Origin of the sequence: Hoeflea algicola, from assembly GCF_026619415.1 — a bacterium.
Classification (GTDB): domain Bacteria; phylum Pseudomonadota; class Alphaproteobacteria; order Rhizobiales; family Rhizobiaceae; genus Hoeflea; species Hoeflea algicola.
The window spans coordinates 3,299,969-3,322,346 of the sequence record NZ_JAOVZR010000001.1 but is presented as its reverse complement, the minus strand read 5'-3'; the positions used below and the strand labels follow the sequence as shown (position 1 = coordinate 3,322,346).

18 protein-coding genes, 1 other RNA gene and 2 pseudogenes are annotated in these 22,378 nt (G+C 60.7%); 9 read left to right on the top strand and 12 right to left on the bottom strand.

Going from position 1 to position 22,378, the window contains the following annotated elements:
- Positions 1-143 precede the first annotated feature (143 nt).
- An RNA gene (gene ffs / locus OEG84_RS16250) (signal recognition particle sRNA small type) lies at positions 144-240 on the bottom strand.
- A 94-nt stretch (positions 241-334) separates the two neighbouring features.
- Between ffs and OEG84_RS16245 the strand changes: the two genes are divergently transcribed.
- Both OEG84_RS16245 and nudC read left to right on the top strand, forming a co-directional pair.
- Complete coding sequence (locus OEG84_RS16245) at positions 335-739, top strand: HIT domain-containing protein (protein WP_267654717.1); 405 nt, start codon at positions 335-337, stop codon at positions 737-739.
- A 3-nt stretch (positions 740-742) separates the two neighbouring features.
- Positions 743-1,708 carry an NAD(+) diphosphatase gene (nudC, locus tag OEG84_RS16240; RefSeq protein WP_267654716.1) on the top strand — a complete coding sequence of 322 codons (966 nt, stop codon included), beginning with the start codon at positions 743-745 and terminating at the stop codon, positions 1,706-1,708.
- 6 nt (positions 1,709-1,714) lie between these two features.
- Here the strand turns inward: nudC and OEG84_RS16235 are convergent, their stop codons facing one another.
- Together OEG84_RS16235 and OEG84_RS16230 are read right to left on the bottom strand one after the other, a co-directional pair.
- The gene (locus OEG84_RS16235) at positions 1,715-2,608 is read right to left on the bottom strand and encodes a prephenate dehydratase (protein WP_267654715.1); all 894 of its coding nucleotides are present in this window, start codon (positions 2,606-2,608) and stop codon (positions 1,715-1,717) included.
- Positions 2,609-2,638: 30 nt separating this feature from the next.
- The gene (locus tag OEG84_RS16230; RefSeq protein ID WP_267654714.1) at positions 2,639-3,385 is read right to left on the bottom strand and encodes a 3-deoxy-manno-octulosonate cytidylyltransferase; all 747 of its coding nucleotides are present in this window, start codon (positions 3,383-3,385) and stop codon (positions 2,639-2,641) included.
- Positions 3,386-3,555: 170 nt separating this feature from the next.
- Between OEG84_RS16230 and OEG84_RS16225 the strand changes: the two genes are divergently transcribed.
- The 6 genes and pseudogenes from OEG84_RS16225 to OEG84_RS16200 all read left to right on the top strand — a co-directional run bounded on the left by OEG84_RS16225 (position 3,556) and on the right by OEG84_RS16200 (position 11,216).
- The gene (locus OEG84_RS16225) at positions 3,556-4,188 is read left to right on the top strand and encodes a c-type cytochrome (protein WP_267654713.1); all 633 of its coding nucleotides are present in this window, start codon (positions 3,556-3,558) and stop codon (positions 4,186-4,188) included.
- A gap of 151 nt (positions 4,189-4,339) precedes the next feature.
- Positions 4,340-6,168, top strand: a pseudogene (locus OEG84_RS16220) (extracellular solute-binding protein).
- Between the two features lie 159 nt (positions 6,169-6,327).
- Positions 6,328-7,479 carry a microcin C ABC transporter permease YejB gene (locus OEG84_RS16215; protein WP_267654712.1) on the top strand — a complete coding sequence of 384 codons (1,152 nt, stop codon included), beginning with the start codon at positions 6,328-6,330 and terminating at the stop codon, positions 7,477-7,479.
- Positions 7,442-8,593 (top strand): ABC transporter permease, encoded by a 1,152-nt coding sequence (locus OEG84_RS16210; RefSeq protein ID WP_267654711.1) that lies wholly within the window; start codon positions 7,442-7,444, stop codon positions 8,591-8,593. The genes OEG84_RS16215 and OEG84_RS16210 overlap by 38 nt, the downstream gene beginning before the upstream one ends.
- Positions 8,590-10,239: an ABC transporter ATP-binding protein gene (locus tag OEG84_RS16205; protein WP_267654710.1), complete on the top strand. Its 1,650-nt coding sequence runs from the start codon at positions 8,590-8,592 to the stop codon at positions 10,237-10,239. Before OEG84_RS16210 ends, OEG84_RS16205 begins: the two co-directional genes overlap by 4 nt.
- An 8-nt stretch (positions 10,240-10,247) precedes the next feature.
- Positions 10,248-11,216, top strand: coding sequence for a 2-hydroxyacid dehydrogenase (locus OEG84_RS16200; RefSeq protein ID WP_267654709.1), 969 nt, complete (start codon positions 10,248-10,250; stop codon positions 11,214-11,216).
- A 44-nt stretch (positions 11,217-11,260) separates the two neighbouring features.
- Here OEG84_RS16200 and OEG84_RS16195 read toward each other — a convergent pair.
- From OEG84_RS16195 to OEG84_RS16185, 3 genes and pseudogenes are all read right to left on the bottom strand, one after another.
- A pseudogene (locus tag OEG84_RS16195) lies at positions 11,261-12,120 on the bottom strand (C40 family peptidase).
- Complete coding sequence (locus OEG84_RS16190) at positions 12,117-12,485, bottom strand: MarR family transcriptional regulator (protein WP_267654708.1); 369 nt, start codon at positions 12,483-12,485, stop codon at positions 12,117-12,119. The pseudogene OEG84_RS16195 and the gene OEG84_RS16190 overlap by 4 nt, the downstream one beginning before the upstream one ends.
- A 169-nt stretch (positions 12,486-12,654) precedes the next feature.
- Positions 12,655-14,049 carry a leucyl aminopeptidase family protein gene (locus OEG84_RS16185; protein ID WP_267654707.1) on the bottom strand — a complete coding sequence of 465 codons (1,395 nt, stop codon included), beginning with the start codon at positions 14,047-14,049 and terminating at the stop codon, positions 12,655-12,657.
- 146 nt (positions 14,050-14,195) lie between these two features.
- Here OEG84_RS16185 and OEG84_RS16180 point away from each other — a divergent pair, with 146 nt between their 5' ends.
- The gene (locus OEG84_RS16180; RefSeq protein WP_267654706.1) at positions 14,196-15,011 is read left to right on the top strand and encodes a tetratricopeptide repeat protein; all 816 of its coding nucleotides are present in this window, start codon (positions 14,196-14,198) and stop codon (positions 15,009-15,011) included.
- A gap of 163 nt (positions 15,012-15,174) precedes the next feature.
- On the opposite strand, the gene OEG84_RS16175 is transcribed toward OEG84_RS16180, so the two are convergent.
- From OEG84_RS16175 to OEG84_RS16150, 6 genes are read right to left on the bottom strand one after another with little or no spacing between them, the layout of a single operon-like run.
- Complete coding sequence (locus OEG84_RS16175) at positions 15,175-16,185, bottom strand: type II secretion system F family protein (protein ID WP_267654705.1); 1,011 nt, start codon at positions 16,183-16,185, stop codon at positions 15,175-15,177.
- 14 nt (positions 16,186-16,199) lie between these two features.
- Entirely contained in the window at positions 16,200-17,210 is a 1,011-nt protein-coding gene (locus OEG84_RS16170; protein WP_267654704.1) for a type II secretion system F family protein, read from the bottom strand.
- Positions 17,211-17,222: 12 nt separating this feature from the next.
- On the bottom strand, positions 17,223-18,728 hold the full coding sequence (locus tag OEG84_RS16165) for a TadA family conjugal transfer-associated ATPase (protein ID WP_267654703.1): 1,506 nt from the start codon (positions 18,726-18,728) through the stop codon (positions 17,223-17,225).
- 25 nt (positions 18,729-18,753) lie between these two features.
- Positions 18,754-20,040, bottom strand: coding sequence for a CpaE/TadZ family protein (locus OEG84_RS16160; RefSeq protein WP_267654702.1), 1,287 nt, complete (start codon positions 20,038-20,040; stop codon positions 18,754-18,756).
- A 45-nt stretch (positions 20,041-20,085) separates the two neighbouring features.
- A complete protein-coding gene (locus OEG84_RS16155; RefSeq protein WP_267654701.1) occupies positions 20,086-20,784 on the bottom strand; it encodes a CpaD family pilus assembly protein in 699 nt (232 codons plus the stop codon).
- 14 nt (positions 20,785-20,798) lie between these two features.
- Entirely contained in the window at positions 20,799-22,367 is a 1,569-nt protein-coding gene (locus tag OEG84_RS16150; RefSeq protein WP_425602860.1) for a type II and III secretion system protein family protein, read from the bottom strand.
- Between the last annotated feature and the right edge of the window lie 11 nt (positions 22,368-22,378).

Sequence of the window (22,378 nt, the reverse complement as noted above, 5' to 3'; positions counted from 1 at the left end):
CACGGGACGCTCTGCCATATGAATCCTGTGCATGATCATTCCGCTCAGCCACCATCGATGGTGCGCACCATGCACTGGAATGTTTGCACCCCGGTCGAACCCGGTCAATGACCGGATCTGCCATTCATGGCGCGGGCGAAAGGGTGGGAGGCTGGCACGGTGACCCGTGCCGGGCTCGTTAGGGCTGCTTCCTTCCGGACCTGACCCGGTTGGCGAGTGGCTCGTCCACCACCAACCTCCCGACTGCACATATCGTCAATCGGTTCGGCAAAAGCAAGCCAGAGCCAAAAAAACTGCTAGGATCGGTTCTTCACTTCGAATTTCCGGATTGCCCATGTCTCTTTTTGCCCTCGACCCCCGGCTTGAACGCGACAGCACGCTGCTGATGAAGCTCGGCTTGTGTCAGCTCAGACTAATGCGCGACAGCCGTTGGCCCTGGTTGCTTTTGGTGCCTCAACGCCCTGGTATTGCTGAAATTTTCGACCTGACGCCGCTGGATCAGACCATGCTGACATTTGAGACCTCGATCACCGCCAAGGCACTCAAGCAGGCAACCGGGTGCCACAAAATCAATGTCGGGGCACTTGGCAATCAGGTTTCCCAGTTCCATTTTCATGTTATTGCACGCGAACAGGGCGACCCGGCATGGCCGGGACCGGTCTGGGGTTATGGCGAAGCCACCCCCTGGACCGATAGCGCCCGAACCATTTTGACCGAAAGACTTCTCGAGGCCATCTGATACATGCCATTTTCCCTGTTTGACCATGACGCTCCGCATGGCGAAGCCAGCCGGCTTGTTGCTTTTTCATCCAACCGGCTCGACCGACGCTCCGAACATCGCAGCGAGAATGAACTCGGCGACGCGCTCGCCGATCCTGCCACTCGCTATTTTGCCATCACCGAGGGGCGTCTGGCGATGCGGGTCAATGGCGCCGCACCGCAAGGGTTGCTCGAAGCACCTGATCTGGAACTGATGCAACCGCGGCACGGCGACGCCGTGCTGATTGGCTGGGACGAACATAATGCGGCACGAATAGCAGTCCCGGTGGGCATTGCCGCCGATGATCTGCCTGAGCCCTACAAGGCCATCGACACCCGATCGGTCTATCGCCAGGCATTGCTGGACGAGGAAACGCTGGGCGCCTTTGCGCAAGGTACCAGCCTGGTTTCGTGGGCGCTGGCCAACCGCCATTGCGGCGCCTGCGGCAAGATAATGACGCCCGAAGCCGGCGGCTATCGGCGCAAGTGCATGGCCTGCGGGCATACGGTATTTCCGCGGACCGATCCGGTGGCGATCATGCTCGGCGTCGACGAGCAACGCGACCAATGCCTGCTGGGGCGCAGCCCGCATTTTCCGCCGGGCATGTATTCCTGCCTGGCCGGTTTCATCGAGCCGGGTGAAACGATGGAAGACGCTGTGCGCCGCGAAACCCTGGAGGAATCGGGCATCCGTATCGGCCGCGTGCGCTATCACGCAAGTCAGCCCTGGCCGATGCCGCATTCGCTGATGATCGGTGTCTACGCCGAAGCTCAGAGCCTGGAGATTGCCCGCGACACCGCAGAGCTCGAGGATTGCCGCTGGTTCAGCCGCGAGGAGACCGAAGCGATGCTGGCAAATGTGCTGGGAGAGGACGCCGCTTCGGCGCCGCCGCCGGGTGCCATCGCGCACCGGCTGATGCGCGACTGGCTGGACTGGGACAAGAAGTAGGGCGCCTCAGCCTTCCAGTTCTTCCTGTTCCTGGGTGATCGTGCCGTTCTGCGCCAGCCGGAACGGGTGCCCCTGATAGACGCCGAGAATTCGCAGTTCCTTGGAGAAATAGCCGAGCTCTTCCATCGCCCGCGCCACCGGCGCCTCGTCGGGGTGTCCCTGGATATCGGCATAGAACTGGGTGGCGAAAAACTTGCCGCCAAGCTGATAGCTTTCCAGCTTGGTCATGTTGACGCCATTGGTGGCAAAGCCGCCCATCGCCTTGTAGAGCGCGGCGGGAATATTGCGCACCCGGAACACGAAAGTGGTCACAACCACTTCACCGGCAACCGGCCGCGGCGGGACCTTGGCCTCGCGTGACAGCACGACAAAGCGGGTGACGTTGGTTTCGGTATCCTCTACATTTTCCTCAATAATATCGAGGCCGTAAAGGTCAGCGGCGAGGCGAGGCGCCAGCGCCGCTATGGTACGGTCATCGCTTTGCGAGACCTGCCTGGCTGACCCGGCGGTGTCGCCTGCGACAACCGCCTTCCAACCATTGGCGCGGATCACCTTGCGGCACTGGCCGAGCGCATGGACATGGCTGTGCACCGTGCGGATTTCGGACAGCTTCACACCCGGCAACACCATCAGCTGGAAATGGATCGGCATGAAATATTCGCCGATGATGTGCAATTGCGATTCCGGCAACAGGTAATGGATATCGGCAACCCGGCCGGCGATGGTGTTCTCGATCGGAATCATCGCCAGATCCGCTTCACCCTGGGAAAGGGCGTTGAACGCATCCTCGAACGTGGCGCAAGGCAACGGCTCCATGACCGGAAACATGTCGCGGCACGCCATGTCCGAATTAGCGCCAAACTCGCCCTGAAAGGCGATGCGATTGGTGGGTGCGGTCATCAATTCTGTCCGTTTTGAGAAATATGCATACTATCTCGACGCGAGAATGCGTCTGGCCCGTTCGAGATCGGCGGGAGTATCGACACCGAGCGGAACCGAGTCAACGATCGCCACGTCGATGCGCATGCCATCTTCGAGCGCACGCAGCTGTTCCAGTGATTCGCGCTTTTCGAGTGTCGAGGGCGGAAGCGACACGAAACGCTGCAAGGCAGAGCGGCGCCAGGCGTAAAGCCCGATGTGATGGAACAGCGGACCGTCGCCATACGGCGCGGTGGCGCGGGTGAAATAGAGCGCCCGCAGCAGACCTTCGCCAACCGGGGTTCCGACCACCTTGACGATGCTCGGATTGGTCTTTTCGGCCTCGTCGGCAATCTCGACGGCAAGCGTTGCGATATCTGCATTCGAGCTGGCCAGCGGCAAAGCGGCGCGGCGAATCGCCTCGGGTTCGATGGCCGGAATATCGCCCTGAATGTTGAGGATGACGTCGGCGCGGCCTTCCGGATCCATCTTCATTGCCGCCTCGAAAACCCGGTCCGATCCGGACTGGTGATCATCGCGGGTCATTACTGCCTCAAAGCCCGCAGCCTCGACCGCATCGGCGATCTGGCGCGAATCAGTGGCTATGGCGACACGGCCAATGGCGGCGGCGGCGGCCTGCCGCGCGACCCAGACCACCATCGGCTGACCACCAATATCGGCGAGCGGTTTTCCCGGCAGTCGGGCCGATGCCATTCTGGCTGGAATAATGACGAGCGTATGCTCTTGGCCATCTGCCATAGGGTGCTGATCCTCAGTTGTGCGGCACAGGTGTCAAAAAGTCTCATTGCCGCGGCCACAACGGTGTTGCAACAATGATGCAAAAGACATAGGTTCCGCGCGATTTCAAGACTGGTTCGGATATTGCGAGAAACTGGGCGGGAAGACGAACCGAAACGGAGCGGCGGAACATGAATTCCTCATATTTCAACACGGCGGCGGGCGCATTTTTGGGTGTCCTGTTTGTCTTGATGACCCTTTCCATCGTGTCTGATGGTATCTTTGACGCGCATGAGCCGGAAACCGAAGGGTTTGCGATCGAGGTCGCTGAAGGCGGCGGTTCGGAGAGTGCGCCTGCCGAAGAAGCCGCACCTGAAGAGATCGCGCCGCTGCTCGCCAGCGCCGATCCGGCCAAGGGCGAGGCCGTGTTCAAGAAATGCGCCGCTTGCCACAGCGTTGACCCATCTGGCGCCAACAAGGTTGGCCCTGGCCTGTGGGACATCGTCAATCGACCGATGGCCACTCATGAAGGTTTCAAATATTCAGCGGCCATGACCGAGTTTTCCGAAGGCGGCACGGTGAACTGGGATTATGATCATCTGAGCCACTTCCTGACCTCGCCGAAAAAATACATTTCCGGTACGGCGATGGGTTTTGCCGGTCTGAAGAAGATCGAAGACCGGGCCAATCTGCTGGCATATCTGCGCACACTGGCCGATACGCCGGCACCGCTGCCGGACGCATCAGCAGCACCCGCCGATGCTGCTGCAGCGCCTGCCGAGGCCGCAGCGCCAGCTGAAGAGACCACAGCACCTGCCAACTAAGGGCTCTGCCTTTCAGAAGAATGCAAAAGCCGGGCCTCGTGCCCGGCTTTTTGTTGCCTGACTTTACCGTTTTCGCAAACAGGTCCTGTACGCGCCGCGGAAGTGTCCTATTCTTCGGGCAATGAAAGACGCTACCGGAGAACCTGCACCCATGACCATCCGCATCGCCCCCTTCATGCTGGCCCTGGCCGGATTGATCCTTTCCGCGTCCGCCTCGATAGCAACGGAGCCCGTGTGGAGGCATGCCACGGCGATGATTGACGCGCCGAAATACCCTGAAGGCTTTCCCCGCTTCGACTATGTCAATCCGGACGCGCCCAAGGGGGGACCCTGAAACTGTCCCAGGAAGGCACGTTTGACAGCTTCAACCCGGTTCTGGCCAAGGGCGAATTGGCGGCCGGACTCAATCTGGTCTTCGACGCGCTGATGAAAGCCTCGGAAGACGAAGTTTCCTCCTCCTACGGCCTGATTGCCGAGAGCATCTCCTTTCCCGACGACATTTCGAAAGTGACATTCCGTCTGCGCACCGAGGCCCGCTGGGCGGACGGGACACCGATCACACCGGAAGATGTGGTTTACAGTTTCGACAAGGCCAAGGAACTCAACCCACTGCAGGCCAATTATTACGCCCATGTGGTCTCCGCCGAAAAAACCGGCGAGCGGGAGGTGACCTTCCTGTTTGATGAAAACAACAACCAGGAACTGCCGCAGATTCTCGGCCAGATCCTCGTATTCCCCAAGCATTGGTGGGAGGGAACGGACAAGGGTGGCACTAAGCGCGACATCAGCCGCACCACGCTGGAACCGGTGATGGGGTCGGGGCCCTACCGGATTGCCGCCTTCAAGCCCGGCTCGACCATCCGCTACGAACGCCGTGACGACTACTGGGGCAAGGATCTCAACGTCAATGTCGGCCAGCACAATTTCGATGCGATCGAATATGTCTATTTCACCGACGCCAATGTCGAATTCGAGGCCTTTCGCGCCGGCACTGTCGATTTCCGACAGGAAAATTCATCCAGCAAATGGGCAACAGCCTATGATTTCCCCGCCGTCGAGAGCGGCGAGATCAAGCGCGAGGAGATCGAGAACCCGCTGCGCGCCGTCGGCATCATGCAGGCCATGGTGCCGAACATGCGGCGCGACAAATTCAAGGATGTTCGGGTGCGCCGGGCGCTCAACTTTGCCCTCGATTTCGAAGACCTGAACCACAATCTGGCCTTTGACGGACTGGCGCGTGTCGACAGCTATTTCTGGGGCACGGAACTGGCTGCTACCGGCTTGCCGGAAGGCCGGGAGAAAGAGATCCTCGAAGGGTTGAAGGACAAGATCCCGCCTGAAGTCTTCACCACTCCCTTTACCAATCCTGTTGGTGGCGACCCGCAGAAGGCCCGCGCCAACCTGCGGCAGGCACTGACGCTGTTTCGTGACGCCGGCTACGAATTGAAGGGCCAACAGCTTGTCAACGCAAAGACCGGTGAGCCTTTTGAGATCGAAATACTGCTTTCGAGCCCGTCGCTCGAGCGCTCGGTGCTGCCCTATGTCGCCAGTCTGAAAAAGATCGGCGTGGATGCCCGGATCCGCACCGTCGACGCCTCGCAATACACCAACCGGGTGAGAAGCTTCGACTATGACATGATCTGGAATGTCTGGGCGCAAACGCTCAATCCCGGCAACGAACAGGCCGGCTACTGGGGTTCGGCCGCAGTTGATCGCCAGGGATCGAGAAACTACGCAGGTATTTCCGATCCGGCGGTGGACGAACTGATCCGCATGGTGATTTTCGCGCAATCCCGCGCGGAAAAGACTGCCGCCGTTCACGCGCTCGATCGGGTGCTGCTTGCGCATCACTACGTGGTGCCGCTGTTTTACAGTGACGCGGTGAAGGTAGCCTATCGCAAGGCGCTCACCCATCCCGCCGAACTACCCTATTACGGCACCGGATTTCCGGAGGTTTGGTGGATGGACGAGAGCAATTGAGGCGCTTTCGGCCTTGCACCCGATTCGACATTCGATTCTGTATGAGAACCAGACGAATCAGCCCGTCCCGGGCAGATTTGGCTTGAAGGACGCGGAATTGACCAACGCACGCCGCCACATGAGCCCCAGGCTCGCTACGACCGGCAGGAAGGGCGCCTGATGGGCACCTATATCCTTCGCCGTCTGCTTTTGATGATTCCGACCGTGGTCGGCATCATGGCGATCTCGTTTGCGGTGATCCAGTTCGCGCCGGGCGGACCGGTGGAACAGGTGATCGCGCAGCTTACCGGCCAGGGCGATTCGGCGATCGACCGGATTTCCGGCGGCGGCGGCAGCGGCAGCGGCAGCGACCAGGGATTCCAGGCCCAGGATTTCGGCAATGATCTGACATCGCAATACCGCGGCGCTCAGGGGCTGGATCCGGAATTCATTGCCAAGCTGGAAGCGCAATTCGGCTTCGACAAGCCGCCGCTCGAACGCTTCACCATGATGATGTGGAACTATATCCGCTTCGATTTCGGCGAGAGCTATTTTCGCAGCATCGACGTGCTCGACCTGATAGTCGAGAAGCTGCCGGTATCGATTTCGCTCGGTGTCTGGATCCTGCTGTTGTCCTACGTGATCTCGATCCCGCTGGGGATCAAGAAGGCGGTTTCCGACGGCTCGCGCTTCGATGTCTGGACCTCGGGGCTGATCATCATCGCCTATGCCGTGCCCGGCTTTCTGGTCGGCATCCTGCTGATCGTGATGTTTGCAGGCGGTTCGTTTTTCGACTGGTTTCCGTTGCGCGGGCTGACCTCGGACAATTTCGACGAGCTCAGTCTGTTCGGCAAGATCGTCGACTATTTCTGGCACCTGACGCTGCCGTTGATCGCTCTGTCACTGTCGGCGTTTGCCACCACCACGCTGTTGACCAAGAACTCGTTCATCGACGAGATCCGCAAGCAGTATGTGACCACCGCACGGGCCAAAGGGCTGACCGACCGGCAGGTGCTCTACCGCCATGTGTTCCGCAATGCGATGCTGATCGTCATCGCCGGCTTCCCCGGCGCCTTCATCTCGGCGTTCTTTTCCGGCTCGCTGCTGATCGAGACGATCTTTTCGCTCGACGGACTGGGGCGGCTGGGCTTTGAATCGATCATCAAGCGGGACTACCCAGTGGTGTTTGCAACCTTGTTCATCTTTTCGCTGATGGGGCTTGTGGTGGGGCTGATCTCTGACCTGGTCTACACCTGGGTCGACCCGCGCATCGACTTTGAAAAAGGGATGTCGGATGAACGGCCCGGCTTCCTCCAACAGCCAGGCTTTTGATGCCAAGGGCCGACCCAAGGGCTGGCTGTCGCCGACCAACCGGCGGCGCTGGGCCAATTTCAAGGCCAACCGTCGTGGCTACTGGTCGCTGTGGATATTCCTGGTGCTGTTCATCGCCAGCCTGCTGGCCGAATTCATCGCCAATGACCGGCCGATCATAGCTTCCTACAAGGGTGAGATCCTCTATCCGGTGCTGATCGATTACCCGGAGGAGAAGTTCGGCGGGTTCCTCGCACGCACCGATTATCGCGATCCGTTCATCCAGGAAGAGATCGACGCCAATGGCTGGACCATCTGGCCGCCGATCCGCTATTCCTACACTACGGCCAATTCCTATATTCCGCATTCGGCGCCGACCGCGCCGTTCTGGATGCTGGACACCGGAACCCGTTGCTCGGCCTATCCGCTGAAGGACGCGGACCCGGGTTGCCGGCTTGGCAACATGAACTGGCTCGGCACCGACGATCAGGCCCGCGACGTGACCGCGCGGATGATCTACGGCTTCCGCATTTCGGTGCTGTTCGGGCTGACGCTGACAATTTTCTCGGCGCTGATCGGGGTTTCGGCAGGCGCAGTGCAGGGCTATTTCGGTGGCTGGACCGACCTGTTGATGCAGCGTTTCATCGAGATCTGGTCATCGATGCCGGTGCTCTACATCCTGCTGATCATCGCCGCCGTGCTGCCGCCCGGATTCTGGATCCTGCTCGGCATCATGCTGTTGTTCTCGTGGGTGTCGTTTGTCGGTGTGGTGCGGGCGGAATTCCTGCGCGCCCGCAACTTCGAATATGTTAACGCGGCGCGCGCACTTGGCGTCGGCAATGCCACCATCATGTTCCGGCACCTTTTGCCCAACGCCATGGTGGCGACGCTGACGTTCCTGCCCTTCATCCTGTCGGGTTCGATTGCCACGCTGACATCGCTGGATTTCCTCGGCTTCGGGTTGCCGCCGGGCTCGGCCTCGCTGGGCGAGTTGATTGCACAGGGCAAGCGCAACCTGCAGGCGCCCTGGCTCGGGCTGACGGCGTTCTTCACCATCTCGATCATGCTGTCGCTGCTGATCTTCATCGGCGAAGCCACGCGTGACGCCTTCGATCCGCGAAAGACTTTCCGATGAGCGATGCTGCGACCAACGGCACCGAGCCGCTCCTGTCGGTGCGCGAGCTTTCAGTGGCCTTCCACCAGGGCGGCGACAGCCAGATGGCGGTGGACCAGATCTCATTTGACATTCACCGTGGCGAGACGGTGGCGCTGGTGGGCGAATCCGGTTCCGGCAAATCGGTCTCGGCGCTTTCGGTGCTCAGATTGCTGCCGTATTCCGCCGCAAGTCACCCTTCCGGCGAGATCCTGTTCAAGGGCAATGATCTGCTCTCAGCGCCGGAAGCAGCGATCCGCGGTGTACGCGGCAACGACATCACCATGATCTTCCAGGAGCCGATGACCTCGCTCAATCCATTGCAGTCGGTGGAAAAGCAGATCTCGGAAATCCTGCACCTGCATCAGCAGATCCGCCCCGATGATGCCCGCCGCCAGGTGCTGGCGCTGCTTGATCAAGTGGGCATCCACGATCCGGCACAGCGGCTTGCCTCTTATCCGCATCAATTGTCGGGCGGCCAGCGGCAGCGGGTGATGATCGCCATGGCGCTCGCCAACCGGCCCGAACTGCTGATCGCCGACGAGCCGACGACCGCGCTCGACGTCACCGTGCAGGCGCAAATTCTCGAGCTGCTGCGCGACCTCAAGACCCAGCACGGAATGGCGATGCTGTTCATCACCCATGATCTCGGCATCGTCCGCAAGTTCGCCGACCGGGTGTGCGTGATGACCGATGGCAAGATCGTTGAAACCGGGCCGACGGCCGAGATCTTCGCCAATCCGCAACATGCCTATACCAAGCACCTGCTCGCCGCCGAGCCGAAGGGCAAGCCACCAGCACGGCTTGGCACCGCGCCCGAGGTGATGCGAGCGGAAGACATCAAGGTATGGTTTCCGGTCAAGCAGGGCTTCCTGCGCCGCACCGTCAACCATATCAAGGCGGTTGACGGGCTGTCGCTCAAGCTCAAGGCCGGACAGACGCTTGGCGTGGTTGGCGAATCGGGCTCCGGCAAGACCACGCTGGGGCTGGCGCTGATGCGGCTGATCCGCAGCGAAGGCCGGATCTTTTTCGAGAACGCGCCGCTGCACGACCGCACGTTCAAACAGATGAAGCCGCTCCGCAGCGCCATGCAGGTGGTGTTCCAGGACCCGTTCGGTTCGCTCAGTCCACGCATGTCGATCGCCGATATCGTTGGCGAGGGGCTAGCTATTCACGCCCGCGACCTCACCGCCGGCGAACGCGACAGGCGGGTGGCCGAGGCGCTGGAAGAAGTGGGGCTGGATGCATCAACCCGTTGGCGTTACCCGCATGAATTCTCCGGTGGGCAACGCCAGCGGGTGGCTATTGCGAGAGCGATGGTGCTCAAACCGCGCTTCGTCATGCTGGACGAGCCGACCTCGGCGCTCGACATGAGCGTACAGGCGCAGGTGGTGGATCTGTTGCGCGATCTTCAGGCGCGGCACGATCTCGCCTATCTTTTCATCAGCCACGATTTGAAGGTGGTGCGCGCACTTGCCAATGACGTGATCGTCATGCGCGCCGGCAAGGTGGTAGAGCAGGGAACAGCCGACCATATTTTCGACCGGCCGGAGACCGCCTATACCAAGGCCTTGATGGCGGCTGCATTCAACCTGGAAGCCGCAGCCGGCGATGTAGTCAGCGAGTAGACACAGACATGACAGCAAACAACACCGGCAAGGGCCGCATCCTGCTTTCACTCACCGGCTGGTCACCCGACGTATGGCTGGATCAACTGGCGAAAGCGGCACCGGACCGGGCGGTGACACTAACGCCCGACAGCGAAGCCGATCCGAGCATCGATTATGCGGTGGTGTGGAAACAGCCCCCCGGACTATTGTCGAAACTGCCCAATCTCAAGGCCATCTTCTCACTCGGCGCAGGCGTCGACCATGTATTTGTCGACACCAGCCTGCCGAACGTGCCGATCGTCAGGGTGGTCTCGCCGAACCTGACCACGCGGATGAGCGAATATGTGGTCTGGCAGGTGCTCGACCATCACCGGCAGGGGCGGCTCTACCGGGCGCAGCAGGCTGCGCGGATCTGGGAAGAGGATCGTAACCAGAAAGCAGCAGCCGAACTGACCGTCGGCATCATGGGGCTTGGCGAATTGGGGCGCGATGCCGCCGCCAAGCTGGAGATGATGGGATTTCAGGTGAGCGGATGGGCGCGGACCGAAAAACACATCGAGGGGGTGACGTGCTACGCGGGTTCGGACGGGCTGGGAGCGTTCCTCGCCTCTGCCGACATCTTCGTGGTGTTGCTGCCGCTTACGCCCGAAACGAGCGAGATCCTCAACCGCGATCTGTTTGCGCGGATGACCAAGGTGGGACCGCTGGGCGCACCGGTGCTGATCAATGCCGGCCGTGGCGGGCTGCAGAACGAGGCCGATATCCTGACCGCACTCGACCAGGGCCTGTTGTCAGCGGTGACGCTTGATGTATTCCAGCAGGAGCCGCTGGCTGACGACAGCCCGCTGTGGAACCATCCGAAGGTGACGATCACCCCGCATGCGGCAGCCGCGTCGATGCCCTCCTCGCTGATTGCGCCGATCATTGCCCAGATGGACGCCCACGACCGCGGCGAACCGCTTGTCAATCTGGTTGACCGCAAGGTCGGTTACTGAAGTCGTGATGCACGACACTGCCCGGTGTTAACCGCGAGCAACGCTCAAGGCCTGCGAAAACCGGTGGGCGGGCCGTAGAGCCTTGCAATCCGGTCGATGGCGGCCTGCAACGGTTCGCGGGTGACATACATGGTGCCGCCGGAGGCATGCAGCAGCGTCTGCGCATCCTCGAGAAAGCCGACATGGCCTTTCCAGAACACCAGATCACCGCGTTGCAGGACGTCGTGGTCCGGATCGATCGACTGGCCCAAACTGGCTGCCTGCTGGTCGGAATCACGTGGCGCGGCCTTGCCGGTCATTGCCAGCGCCATCTGCACCAGACCAGAGCAATCAATGCCGAAGCCCGAGCGTCCACCCCAGAGATAGGGTGTGTGCAGGAAGCTGGTTGCGACCGCCACGGCGTCTTCGCTTGCGGTTTCGCCCAAAGGCCGCAGATGCGCGGCGATCATCGCCGAGCCATCATCGAGCAGCGCATAGACCGTACCCCGGGTTTCCGCCAAGCCGGTCACGGTAACACGACTCATCATCGACAGGGAGTGCATGGGGGAAAGCGGAGATCGGCGCCGGGATGGACGAAACTGCGCGGAACCGCGACCACATGGGTAGCCTTGGCAGCGCCGTCGGCGATGGCGTTTTCGGGCAAATAGCCGACATAGCCGTCGGCGGCCAACTGCACCCAGGCCCAGCCGCCCGCGACATCGAACACGATCAGATCTTCGCCATAGAGCGCCTGGGTGTCGATGCTGCAGCTGGCTTCGGGCCGCGGCGAGACCTGGGCGACCGGGACGATCACATGCGCCCTCGCGCCTTCGGTGTAGCGCTCTGCAGACACCTGCGACTTGAGCCGGATATCAGCCAGATCAGGCCGATAGGCGTGGCTGCGGCGATCAAGCTCGGTTGTCATGACAGGGGCGCCTCCGCGGATTTGAGGTTCTTGGCCTGGGTGATGATGATATCGCCAAGCCTTTCGACAAACAGGGCGCCGTCAACGGTCCGCTTGATGATGACGTTGCGGCGGTCACGCTCGTCGCGGACCCGACGCACCAGCCCCATATGGCCCATGGTATCAAGCGCCCGGGTGATCACCGGCTTGGTCACGCCAAGCATGGCTGCAAGCCCACGCACCGTGTGCGGCGGCGCGGCAAGATAGATATGCAACAGGATCGCCAGTTGCCGGATTGTCAGATCCGGGCCGATAACCTGCACATGTTCAAGCGTTGCCGCATGCCAAAGCCCGAGCGCTTCGGATGGTCGGAGATCAAGGGACATGCGGGTTGCTCGTTTCGTTTCGGTGCCGGTTCACATTGACCGAAACAGCCATGACCTGCAACCCACCACAGCGCCGCGCATTCAATCGAATGCGCAAAAGACACTGTAACCCTTTGAATGAATGCATGTACGTGATCGCCCAAATGAATCCATTTGGGCGCGACATGCATTACACCGGATGGCGCTGGCTGATGACGCTGAACAAGGCGCGGATCGCCTGTGCTTCGCCCCCGATCGGCGCGTGTGGCCGGTCCTTGGGCGACCAGCCGAGAATATCGAAATGAGCCCAGCATGTGTCAGGTTCGACAAAGCGCTTGAGAAACAGGGCGGCGGTGATCGAGCCTGCAAAGCCGCCTGCGGGCGCATTGGTCAGGTCGGCGATCCGGGCAGCGACATCGGCTTCATAGGGCTTGTAGAGCGGCATCCGCCACAGCGGGTCGATCACATCTACGGAAGCCGTGGCGATGTCACCGGCCAGCGTCTCGTCGTCGGTATAGAACGGTGGCAGGTCAGGACCCAGCGCCACCCGCGCGGCCCCGGTCAAGGTTGCCATGTCGATCAGCAGATCCGGCTTGTCTTCGCAGGCATAGGTCAGCGCATCGGCCAGCACCAACCGGCCTTCGGCATCGGTGTTGTCGATCTGCACGGACAGGCCCTTGCGGCTTGAAAGCACATCGCCGGGGCGGAAGGACTGAGCCGAAATCGAATTCTCAACCGCCGGGATCAGTACTCTGAGATCAACCGGCAAGCCGGCATCCATGATCATCATTGCCAGCGCCATCACGTTGGCGGCGCCACCCATGTCCTTTTTCATGTTCAGCATCGAAGCTGGCGGCTTGATGTCGAGGCCGCCGGTGTCGAAACACACGCCCTTGCCGACCAGGGTCAGCTTCGGCGCACCGGCCCTGCCCCAACGCATCTCCAACAGGCGCGGCGGCTGATCCGCAGCGCGACCGACCGCGTGGATCATCGGAAACCCCTTGGCGATCAGATCATCCCCGGCCACAACGCTTGTCTTGGCCTGGTAATGCCCCGCCAATGCCCGGAAGGCCTGTTCCAGCGCGTCCGGCCCCATGTCATTTGCCGGTGTGTTGACCAGATCGCGGGCCAGCCTGACAGCGGCCACGCTGCGGGCAATCGCTTCGGCATCCACATCGGCCGGAATCACCAGCCGCGGTCCTTGCGGCTTTGGCTTCTTGTAGCTCTCAAACCGGTAGGCGCCCATTCCGAAAGCCAGCGCCATTACAGCACCAGGTATCGAGGATTTTTCGATGCGCCAGTCGCCCGCCGGCAAAGCGCGGGCAAGCCTGCCGCCGGCAAGCGGATGACAGTCGCCGTTCTCGCCCAGGCCAAACAGTGCACCGGCCAGCTTGCCGTCCCGGCCCGGGGTGAGCAGCACGGTGCCTTCGGCGGCGGTGAAGCCTGCGTTTTTAGCCCAAGCCAAAGCGGTTTCATCGAACCCGCCGCGCTCGATATCGGCGCGCGAGACGGCCCATATCGGCAACGCTTCGTCAGACATCGGCGCAAACGGGGAAGGTCTTTCGATGTGGTGATGAGGCGCCATGGGATCTCCTTGGATTTCCCGCCACTGGAGCAGGCGGGGAATCAGTCGTTAACGGTTGATTAGGGTTAACAGATTATTGCTTGAACCAGGACTGCGGCGCCACCCATGCCGGGACGCCGCGAAAATTTAATTCCGGGATCACGCTTATGTCCGCGACAGCATCACGCTCCTACATCCCCCGCCGACTGCTTACCGCCGTCTGCGTCGCTGCGCTCGGCATTTCGCTGGCGGGGTGCGCTTCCAAGGGGCGGCTGACCACCGGGTCGATTCCGTCGACCAGCAAACCGCTTGAGAACATGAATGCGATGGAACTCAACTCCGTCGCGGCGGGAATCGGCAAGGTCTACGACAAGAACCCCAAGGATGCCGCCGTCGGCATGAAATACGCCTCCGTGCTGACCATGGGCGGCCGCACCGACCAGGCGCTGGCCGTGATGCAGCAGGTGGCGATCCACAATCCGACCGACCGTTCCGTGCTAGCCGCCTATGGCAAGGCGCTGGCCGGCGCGGGCCAGTTCGACAAGGCGCTGGACGCGATCCAGCGGGCCCAGACGCCGGACCGTCCGGATTGGCAATTGCTGTCGGCCGAAGGCGCCATTCTTGACCAGATGGGTGACCCGACCAGCGCTCGCATGCGCTACCGCAAGGCGCTCGATATCAAACCCAACGAACCTTCAGTATTGTCCAATCTCGGCATGTCCTATGTTCTGCAGGGCGACCTCAGAACTGCCGAAACCTACCTGGCCTCCGCCGTCAGGCAGCCGGGAGCCGATAGCCGAGTGCGCCAGAACCTGGCGCTCGTTGTCGGCCTCCAGGGCCGCTTCAAGGAAGCCGAGCAGATCGCCAGCGCCGAGCTTTCTGCGGAACAGGCCAGCGCCAATGTGACCTATCTGCGCGGCATGCTGTCCCAGCAAAATGCCTGGAACAAACTCAAGGATTCGGACGACAAGAATACCAACTGATAGGCTTCGCGAAGCCAACCCATTTCCGGCAACGCCTGATCGATCTCACACTTCTCCGCGAGAAACAAAAAGACCCCCGCTTCATTAATCCGGAGCGGGGGTTTTCGTTTGTCTGTTTTTGACTGTGATCTGGTTTGGCGGCGGGCGTTTACATCGCCGGAGCTTAATGCATGCCCTTGGAGAAGTTGTCCGCGACCTGGATCGCTGCCGGTCCGAGAATCACGCCAATCAGCACCGGCAGGAAAAACAGGATCATCGGAACGGTCAGTTTCGGCGGCAGCGCAGCGGCTTTTTTCTCGGCCTCGGTCATGCGGGTGTCGCGGCTTTCCTGCGCCAGAACCCGCAGGGCCTGAGCGATCGGAGTGCCGTAGCGCTCAGACTGGATCAGCGCCTGGGTCACCGACTTGACCGCATCGAGGCCGGTACGGCTGCCGAGATTTTCAAAGGCGACGCGCCGGTCCGGCAGGTATGACAGTTCCGCCGTGGTCAGGACGAATTCCTCGGCCAGAGCGGTCGACTGCACGGCGATTTCCTCGGCCACGCGCTTCATCGCCGCTTCGATCGATACACCCGATTCAACGCAGATGAGCATCAGGTCGAGCGCATCCGGCCAGGCCAGCTTGATCGAGGCCTGCCGCTTTTTAGACTGATTGGAGACAAACATGTTGGGCGTGTAAAAGCCCACATAGGCGCCGACGATGCAGGCCAGAATACGCACGGTCAGCGGTTTGTCGGTCATGTTTTCGAGTACGAAAACATAAAAGGCCGTCCCCACCAGGAAGAAGAACGGCAACACGAAACGTGCCAGCAGAAACATGTTGAGTGCGTTCTGGGTGCGGTAACCAGCAGCACGCAACTTGGCAATGGTGGCGTCATCGGCCAGCGCATTCTTCAGATTCAATTGCTCGACAACACCGCGCACAGAGGCATTGTTGTGGGCTCTTAGACCGGTGCTCTTTGTGCTGGTGCGGGAGCTCTCAGCATTGAGACGCGCCCGCTCGCGGGCACGGATTTCATCACGCTCGAGTGCTGCCGACTTCATCCGCGCATCCAGATCACCGCGCTCGAAATAGGGCACCAGGATCGTAAACAGCGTTGCAAGCACAGCCACCGACACCAGAATGGGAACCAGATAGGCTGGATCGGTGAGGGAAGACGCAATATCAGAAAGCATGGTCGGGTCCGTCCCTAGATGTCGAAGTTGATCATGTTGCGCATCACCAGAACGCCGATCGACATCCACACGGCCGATGCGCCAAGGATCATGTGACCGCGGGTGTCGGTAAACAGGATCATGATGTATTGCGGCGATGTCATGTATACCAAGCCGGCGACGATGAAGGGCAGCGCGCCGATGATGACGGCGGAAGCCTTGGCTTCCATTGAAAGCGCATTGATCTTGGCCTTCATCTTCTTGCGATCCCGCAAGACCCGCGACAGGTTGCCCAGCGCTTCGGACAGGTTGCCGCCAGCCTGCGCCTGGATGGCGATCACGATGGCAAAGAAGTTGGCTTCCGAGAGCGGAATTCGGGTGTAGAGGCGGGCGCAGGCTTCGGGGATGTTCATTCCCATCTGCTGCGCTTCGACAATCCGCTTGAATTCGGTGCGGACCGGCTCCTGGCCTTCCCCCGAAATCATCCGGATGGCGTCATTGAGCGGCAGGCCGGACTTGATCGAGCGAACCATAATGTCGAGCGCGTTGGGAAATTCGCTCAAGAACGCCTTCAGGCGCCGGGCGCGCAGAAAGCCGATGATCCAGCGCGGCACTCCGGCGCCAAAGATGACCATCACTCCTGCGGCAACAAGGGGGCTGCCATTGGCAACGAAGGCAAAGCCACCGGTGAGCAAGCCGAGCAGAGCCGACAGCAGATAGAACTGACGCATGGAAATGCGAAGCCCGGCCTGGCCGATCTTTTCCTTCAGCGGCGGCGATTTGCGACGGTCGTTTTCCTTGTTCTTCTCTTCCAGGGTCTTGAGCGAATCCTGAACCGACTTGCGGCGCTTGTTGGCTTCATTGAGCCGGTCGCGGGCTGCTGACGCCTTGGTCCGGTCGGTCTCCGCCGACTTGACCCGCCTGACGCGGTTTTCGGCTTTGCGCTCGCCTTCGATCCGGCTGTAGAGCACACCATAGCCCAACGCCCCGGCGGAAAGCGCGGCCAGGCCGATGATGGCGATTACCACTGTATCAAGACCAAACACGCGGGCTGCTCCTTACGAGGTGACTTTTTCCATGGCATCGAGAGAAGCGGCCAAGCGCTTGTCTTCGCCATAATAACGGGCACGATCCCAGAAATTCGGCCGGCCAATACCGGTCGAACGGTGCTCGCCAATGATTTTGCCATTGGCGTCTTCGCCAAGCATGTCATAGGTCATCAGATCCTGGGTGATGATCACATCGCCCTCCATGCCGACGACTTCGGTAATGTGGGTGATGCGGCGCGACCCATCGCGCAGACGCGCCGCCTGAATGACAACATCGACCGACCCGGCAATGATCTCGCGCACGGTTTTGGCCGGCAGGGTGAAGCCACCCATGGCGATCATCGATTCCATACGGCTCAGACACTCACGCGGGCTGTTGGAGTGGATCGTTCCCATCGATCCGTCGTGGCCGGTGTTCATCGCCTGCAAAAGGTCGAACACTTCGGGGCCACGGACTTCGCCGACGATGATCCGCTCGGGACGCATACGGAGGCAGTTCTTGACCAGATCACGCATGGTGATTTCACCCTCACCCTCGATGTTGGGCGGGCGGGTTTCAAGCCGCACCACATGCGGCTGCTGAAGCTGGAGTTCGGCGGAGTCTTCGCAGGTAATGATCCGCTCGTCCGCGTCGATATAGGCCGTAAGGCAGTTGAGCAGCGTGGTCTTGCCCGAACCGGTACCGCCCGAGATCACCACGTTGCAGCGAACCCTGCCGATGATCTGCAGGACAGCCGCACCCTCGGGAGTGATCGCGCCAAACTTGACCAGCTGGTCAAGTGTCAGCTTGTCCTTCTTGAATTTACGAATGGTCAGGGCGGTGCCGTCGATCGCCAAGGGCGGGGCGATCACGTTGACGCGGGAACCATCGGGAAGGCGGGCGTCGCAGATCGGACTCGATTCATCGACACGACGGCCAACCTGGCTGACGATCCGCTGGCAAATCGACAAAAGCTGGCTGTTGTCACGAAACCGGACATCGGTTTCCAGAACCTTGCCGGCAACTTCGATGTAGGTCATGCCGGCGCCGTTGACCATGATGTCGGCGATGTCGTCGCGCGCCAGCAGCGGTTCCAGCGGACCATAGCCCAGAACGTCGTTGCAAATATCGTCAAGCAGTTCTTCCTGCTCGGCAATGGACAGGGCGAAATTCTTGATCGTGATGATATCATTGACGATATCGCGGATTTCCTCGCGCGCGCTTTCGGCATCGAGCTTGGCAAGCTGGGACAGGTCAATGGTATCGATCAGAGCCGAGAACACCTGGCTCTTGGTATCGTAATAGGCTTCATTGCGGGTTGTCTTGCGCTTGACCGCGGGTTCATCGCGGCGCTGGCTGACCGGCTGTGCGGCCTGTTTGGGCGCAGGCGCATTTTCCCTATCGGGCGCCGCAGCGTTTGCAGGCGCGGCCGGCGGCGGCGCTGTCGTTGATGCGGGCGCGGCGGAAGCCGGCGGCCGTGTCGCCGGGGCCACCAGCGGCTTGCCGTGTCCATCGTTGCTGCGTTTGCCGAACATGTTCCGTTCCATTCCAGACTTACAGTTACTTGCGGCCCAACAGGCCGATCAAAGACGAGAGGCCGGCTTTCCTGCGTTTCTTCACTTCGGCCCTGCCGGTGACGACATGGGCGATTTGCGACAAGGATTCCGCGACCGGCGATTTGGCCGAGGATTCGCCGATCATCAGGCCTGAATTGGCGGCTTCACCGAACAGCACCGCATCAAAGGGAATGATGGCAAGCGGCTCGGTTTCCAGCGGTTCGCAGAACACGTCCGGGCTGATTTCGGGGCGCTTGGCCATGCCCACCTGGTTGAGGATCAACAAGGGTGGCCGGTCGTTGGGACGCAATTTGCGCAAGGTATCGAACAGGTTCTTGGTGTTGCGCAGATTGGCGAGATCGGGTGTGGCGGTGATGACGATCTCGTCAGCAGCGCACAGCACCTTCTGGGTCCAGTCGGTCCAGACATGCGGCACGTCGAGCACCGAGACCGGAGCGTTGCGCTGGATGATGTCGAGGATCGGCAGGAACGCATCGCCGGCAAAATCATAGGTGCGATCGAGCATCGACGGCGCCGCCAGCATCGAAAGATGTTCGGAACACTTGGCAAGCAGGCGGTCGAGGAACACTTCGTCGAGGCGATCAGGGGAATAGACAGCTTCAGCGATGCCCTGGGTCGGGTCGTTGTCGAAGTTGAGATTGGCAGTTCCGAAGGCCAGGTCGAGGTCGGCGAGAATGACCTCGCTGGAGAACAGGCTCGAGATGCTCCAGGCACAATTGTGGGCCAGTGTGGACGAACCGACACCACCCTTGGCGCCGACAAAGGCAATCGACCGGCCAAGCGGCGCTGCGTCGGGATCGACAAAGATGGTCGAGATGACCCCGATCACATCGGCCATCGACACCGGTGCAACGATGTATTCGGACACCCCGTTGCGAACCAGTTCGCGATACAATGCCACGTCGTTGACATGGCCGACGATCACCACCCTTGTGTCGGGGTCGCAGACACCGGCCAGATCCCCGAGCTCTGCGAGCAATGTCTGCGCGTCCGCACGGGTTTCCAGGATCAGCAAGTTCGGTGTCGGTGAGGCGGAGAACATGTTGGCTGCCGCTGACACGCCGCCGGAATTGATGCGAAGATTGACCTTGGCCATGCGCCGATCCTCGGCACATCGCTCCATGGTCTTGGCCAGACCCTCAGTCTCAAAAAAGGCGTGCACCGAGATCCGCGGTAGCGGCCGGATGCGTTCGAAATCACCGCGGACCGGAGCCTCCTGGCCCTGTTCCGACTGTGTTTCCTGCTCTAGCGCATAATCAAGGTTGGTCATCAAAGTTGTCCTGCTTCAAAGTGCACGCGACGATCAGACTGGCTGTCATAACCCCAGGCCGGAGCCATCTTTTCTGTAGCTTTCAATCACTGTCGAGCGCCGCTCGGCGTCGATCGGAGTCATGCCGCGCGGCGCGATCAGATCGCCTGGATTTGCGATCTGGGCGGCCAGATTACTCTGGCTTGCGCAACCGAAATTGGCGTAATTCCTGTTCTCGCTGGTGTTGGCGAGAAGATCGTCGGGCCAGCGGCCACATTTTCCAGTCGATGCGGTGATCGCCAGGAAGGCAATGCGGATCGGTGCTGCGTCATCGGGCGACGACACTTGATAGGGCGACGTCAAGATACGATCGCCGGGCACGCCTTCCTTGCGCAACACCCCGGCCACCTGGCGCGAGAGCACTGATGCCGCACCTGAATTGGTGGAGCCGACAGGTACCATGATGCGGATGGCACCGGATGCGCTCGAGCGGTAATTGATGGCTGCGCCGCGGACGATTTCGCGCATGGCGATGGTCAGATTGCGGTCCCCGGTGGCAACCGGGATATCAACCGTGCGTTCCTGCTCGGAGACGATGATGGGATGGCTGGTGCGGTAATCATCGGGAACCGCGCCGACGGTAATGCTCTGCCCGCCCCAACCGGCACAGCCGCTCAGGAGCGATGCCGCAAACAGCATCGGGATGACTGCGGACCGGACCTTGTTAAGATCAGGATTTTCGGGAACGGAGATCTTGCTCGACATGGTGAGGTTCCTGATCATTTGTAGATGAAGCCAACGACGCCGTGGTAGCGACCGGGCGGCAATTTGGTTTCCATCTGGCCATAGACACGGTTGACCCGGCCAAGGAAGAAGCCTGCGCCATCGCTTGGCGGGTTGAAGTTATCATCGGGCCTGGCAATTTCGTTACGCGCCACCGGCTTGACGAGATAGGGCGTGGCGATGATGACCAATTCAGTCTCGTTGCGCACGAAATCGCGGCTGCGGAACAAGGTGCCCAGGATCGGAACCTTGGAGAGGCCCGGATAGCCGGAAATAGCCTGCCGGATGTCATCCTTGACCAGTCCGGCGAGCACGATCGAGCCACCTGAAGGTAGTTCTACCGAGGTCTCTGCCTCGCGGCGCTTGATCGACAGCGATGTCATGCCCATCTGCGAGCCGGTGCCATTCGAATCTGGTACCGCGCCGGCCAGCGATGCCGCGCCCTCGAAGGTTGGCTCGGAAACCTCGGTGCGAACCTTGAGTGAAATCCTGCCCGGGGACAGAACCACCGGGGTGAAATTGAGCCGGATGCCGTATTCGACCTTCTCGATGCTGTAGGTGATCTTGCCGGTGTCGGCATCGACCGACTGGCTGTTGGCCAGATTGAACTCGCCACCGACATAGAATGTCGCCTGTTCGCCGGAGATTGCAGTCAAGCTCGGTTCCGCCAGAGTCCGCATGACCCCGGCCTGTTCCATGGCGTTGACATAGGCATCAATGCTGCGTCCGCCCATGGCGCCGGCGATCCGGCCGAAAGTATTGCCGTTGAGCGGCTTGCCGAGCGAGCTGACATTGTTGGCGGAGAAATCAAACACCCCATTGGCGGGATTGGAGATCGACGAGTTGAATCCGAGTTGCTTGAGCACCTGGCGGCTGACCTCGGCCACGGTGACCTTGAGCATCACCTGATCCTCGCCATCAATCTTGAGCAGATTGACGATCTGGGACTTCTGGCGCGCTTCCGCGTTGATGGCGGCGTCGCCGCCGTTCTCGCTAACCAACATGTCGACACGGGTGGTGGCCTCACCACCGGTCAGGAAGATGTTGGCGAGATTGGCCGCCTGGGCTGCATCCTGAGGTGTGCGCACCGAGCCGGTCAGCACGATGTTGTCGGAGATGATCTCGACCTTGATATCGGAATCGGGAAGGAAGCGGGCGAGATTGGCCTCGAGCCCGGCGACATCCCTTTCGATCTCGAGTTCGATTGAGACAATTTCCTCACCGTTAGGCCCGAAGACGAAGATATTGGTCTGACCGACAGTTTTACCGAACAAATAGAGCCGGCGTGACGTGCGGGTAACCGCATCGGCAAGCGATGGATCGGCGACCAGGATATCGCTGGCATCGACGGGAAGATCGACGACGATGGCTTTGTTGAGGCCCAGTTTGACGCGCTTGCTGACGCCAGAACCGTACTTCTTGATCTTGATGACGCTGGGAGCAGCCTGCGCCGCGGACACAAAAGTGCCGTTGGACGGATCAAGGGCGATGCCGGCGATCATGACTGACCCGACCAGCGCGATGCTGGCGATGGACGACAAAAGCGTTTTTGCTGTGTGACGCACGTTCGTTCTCC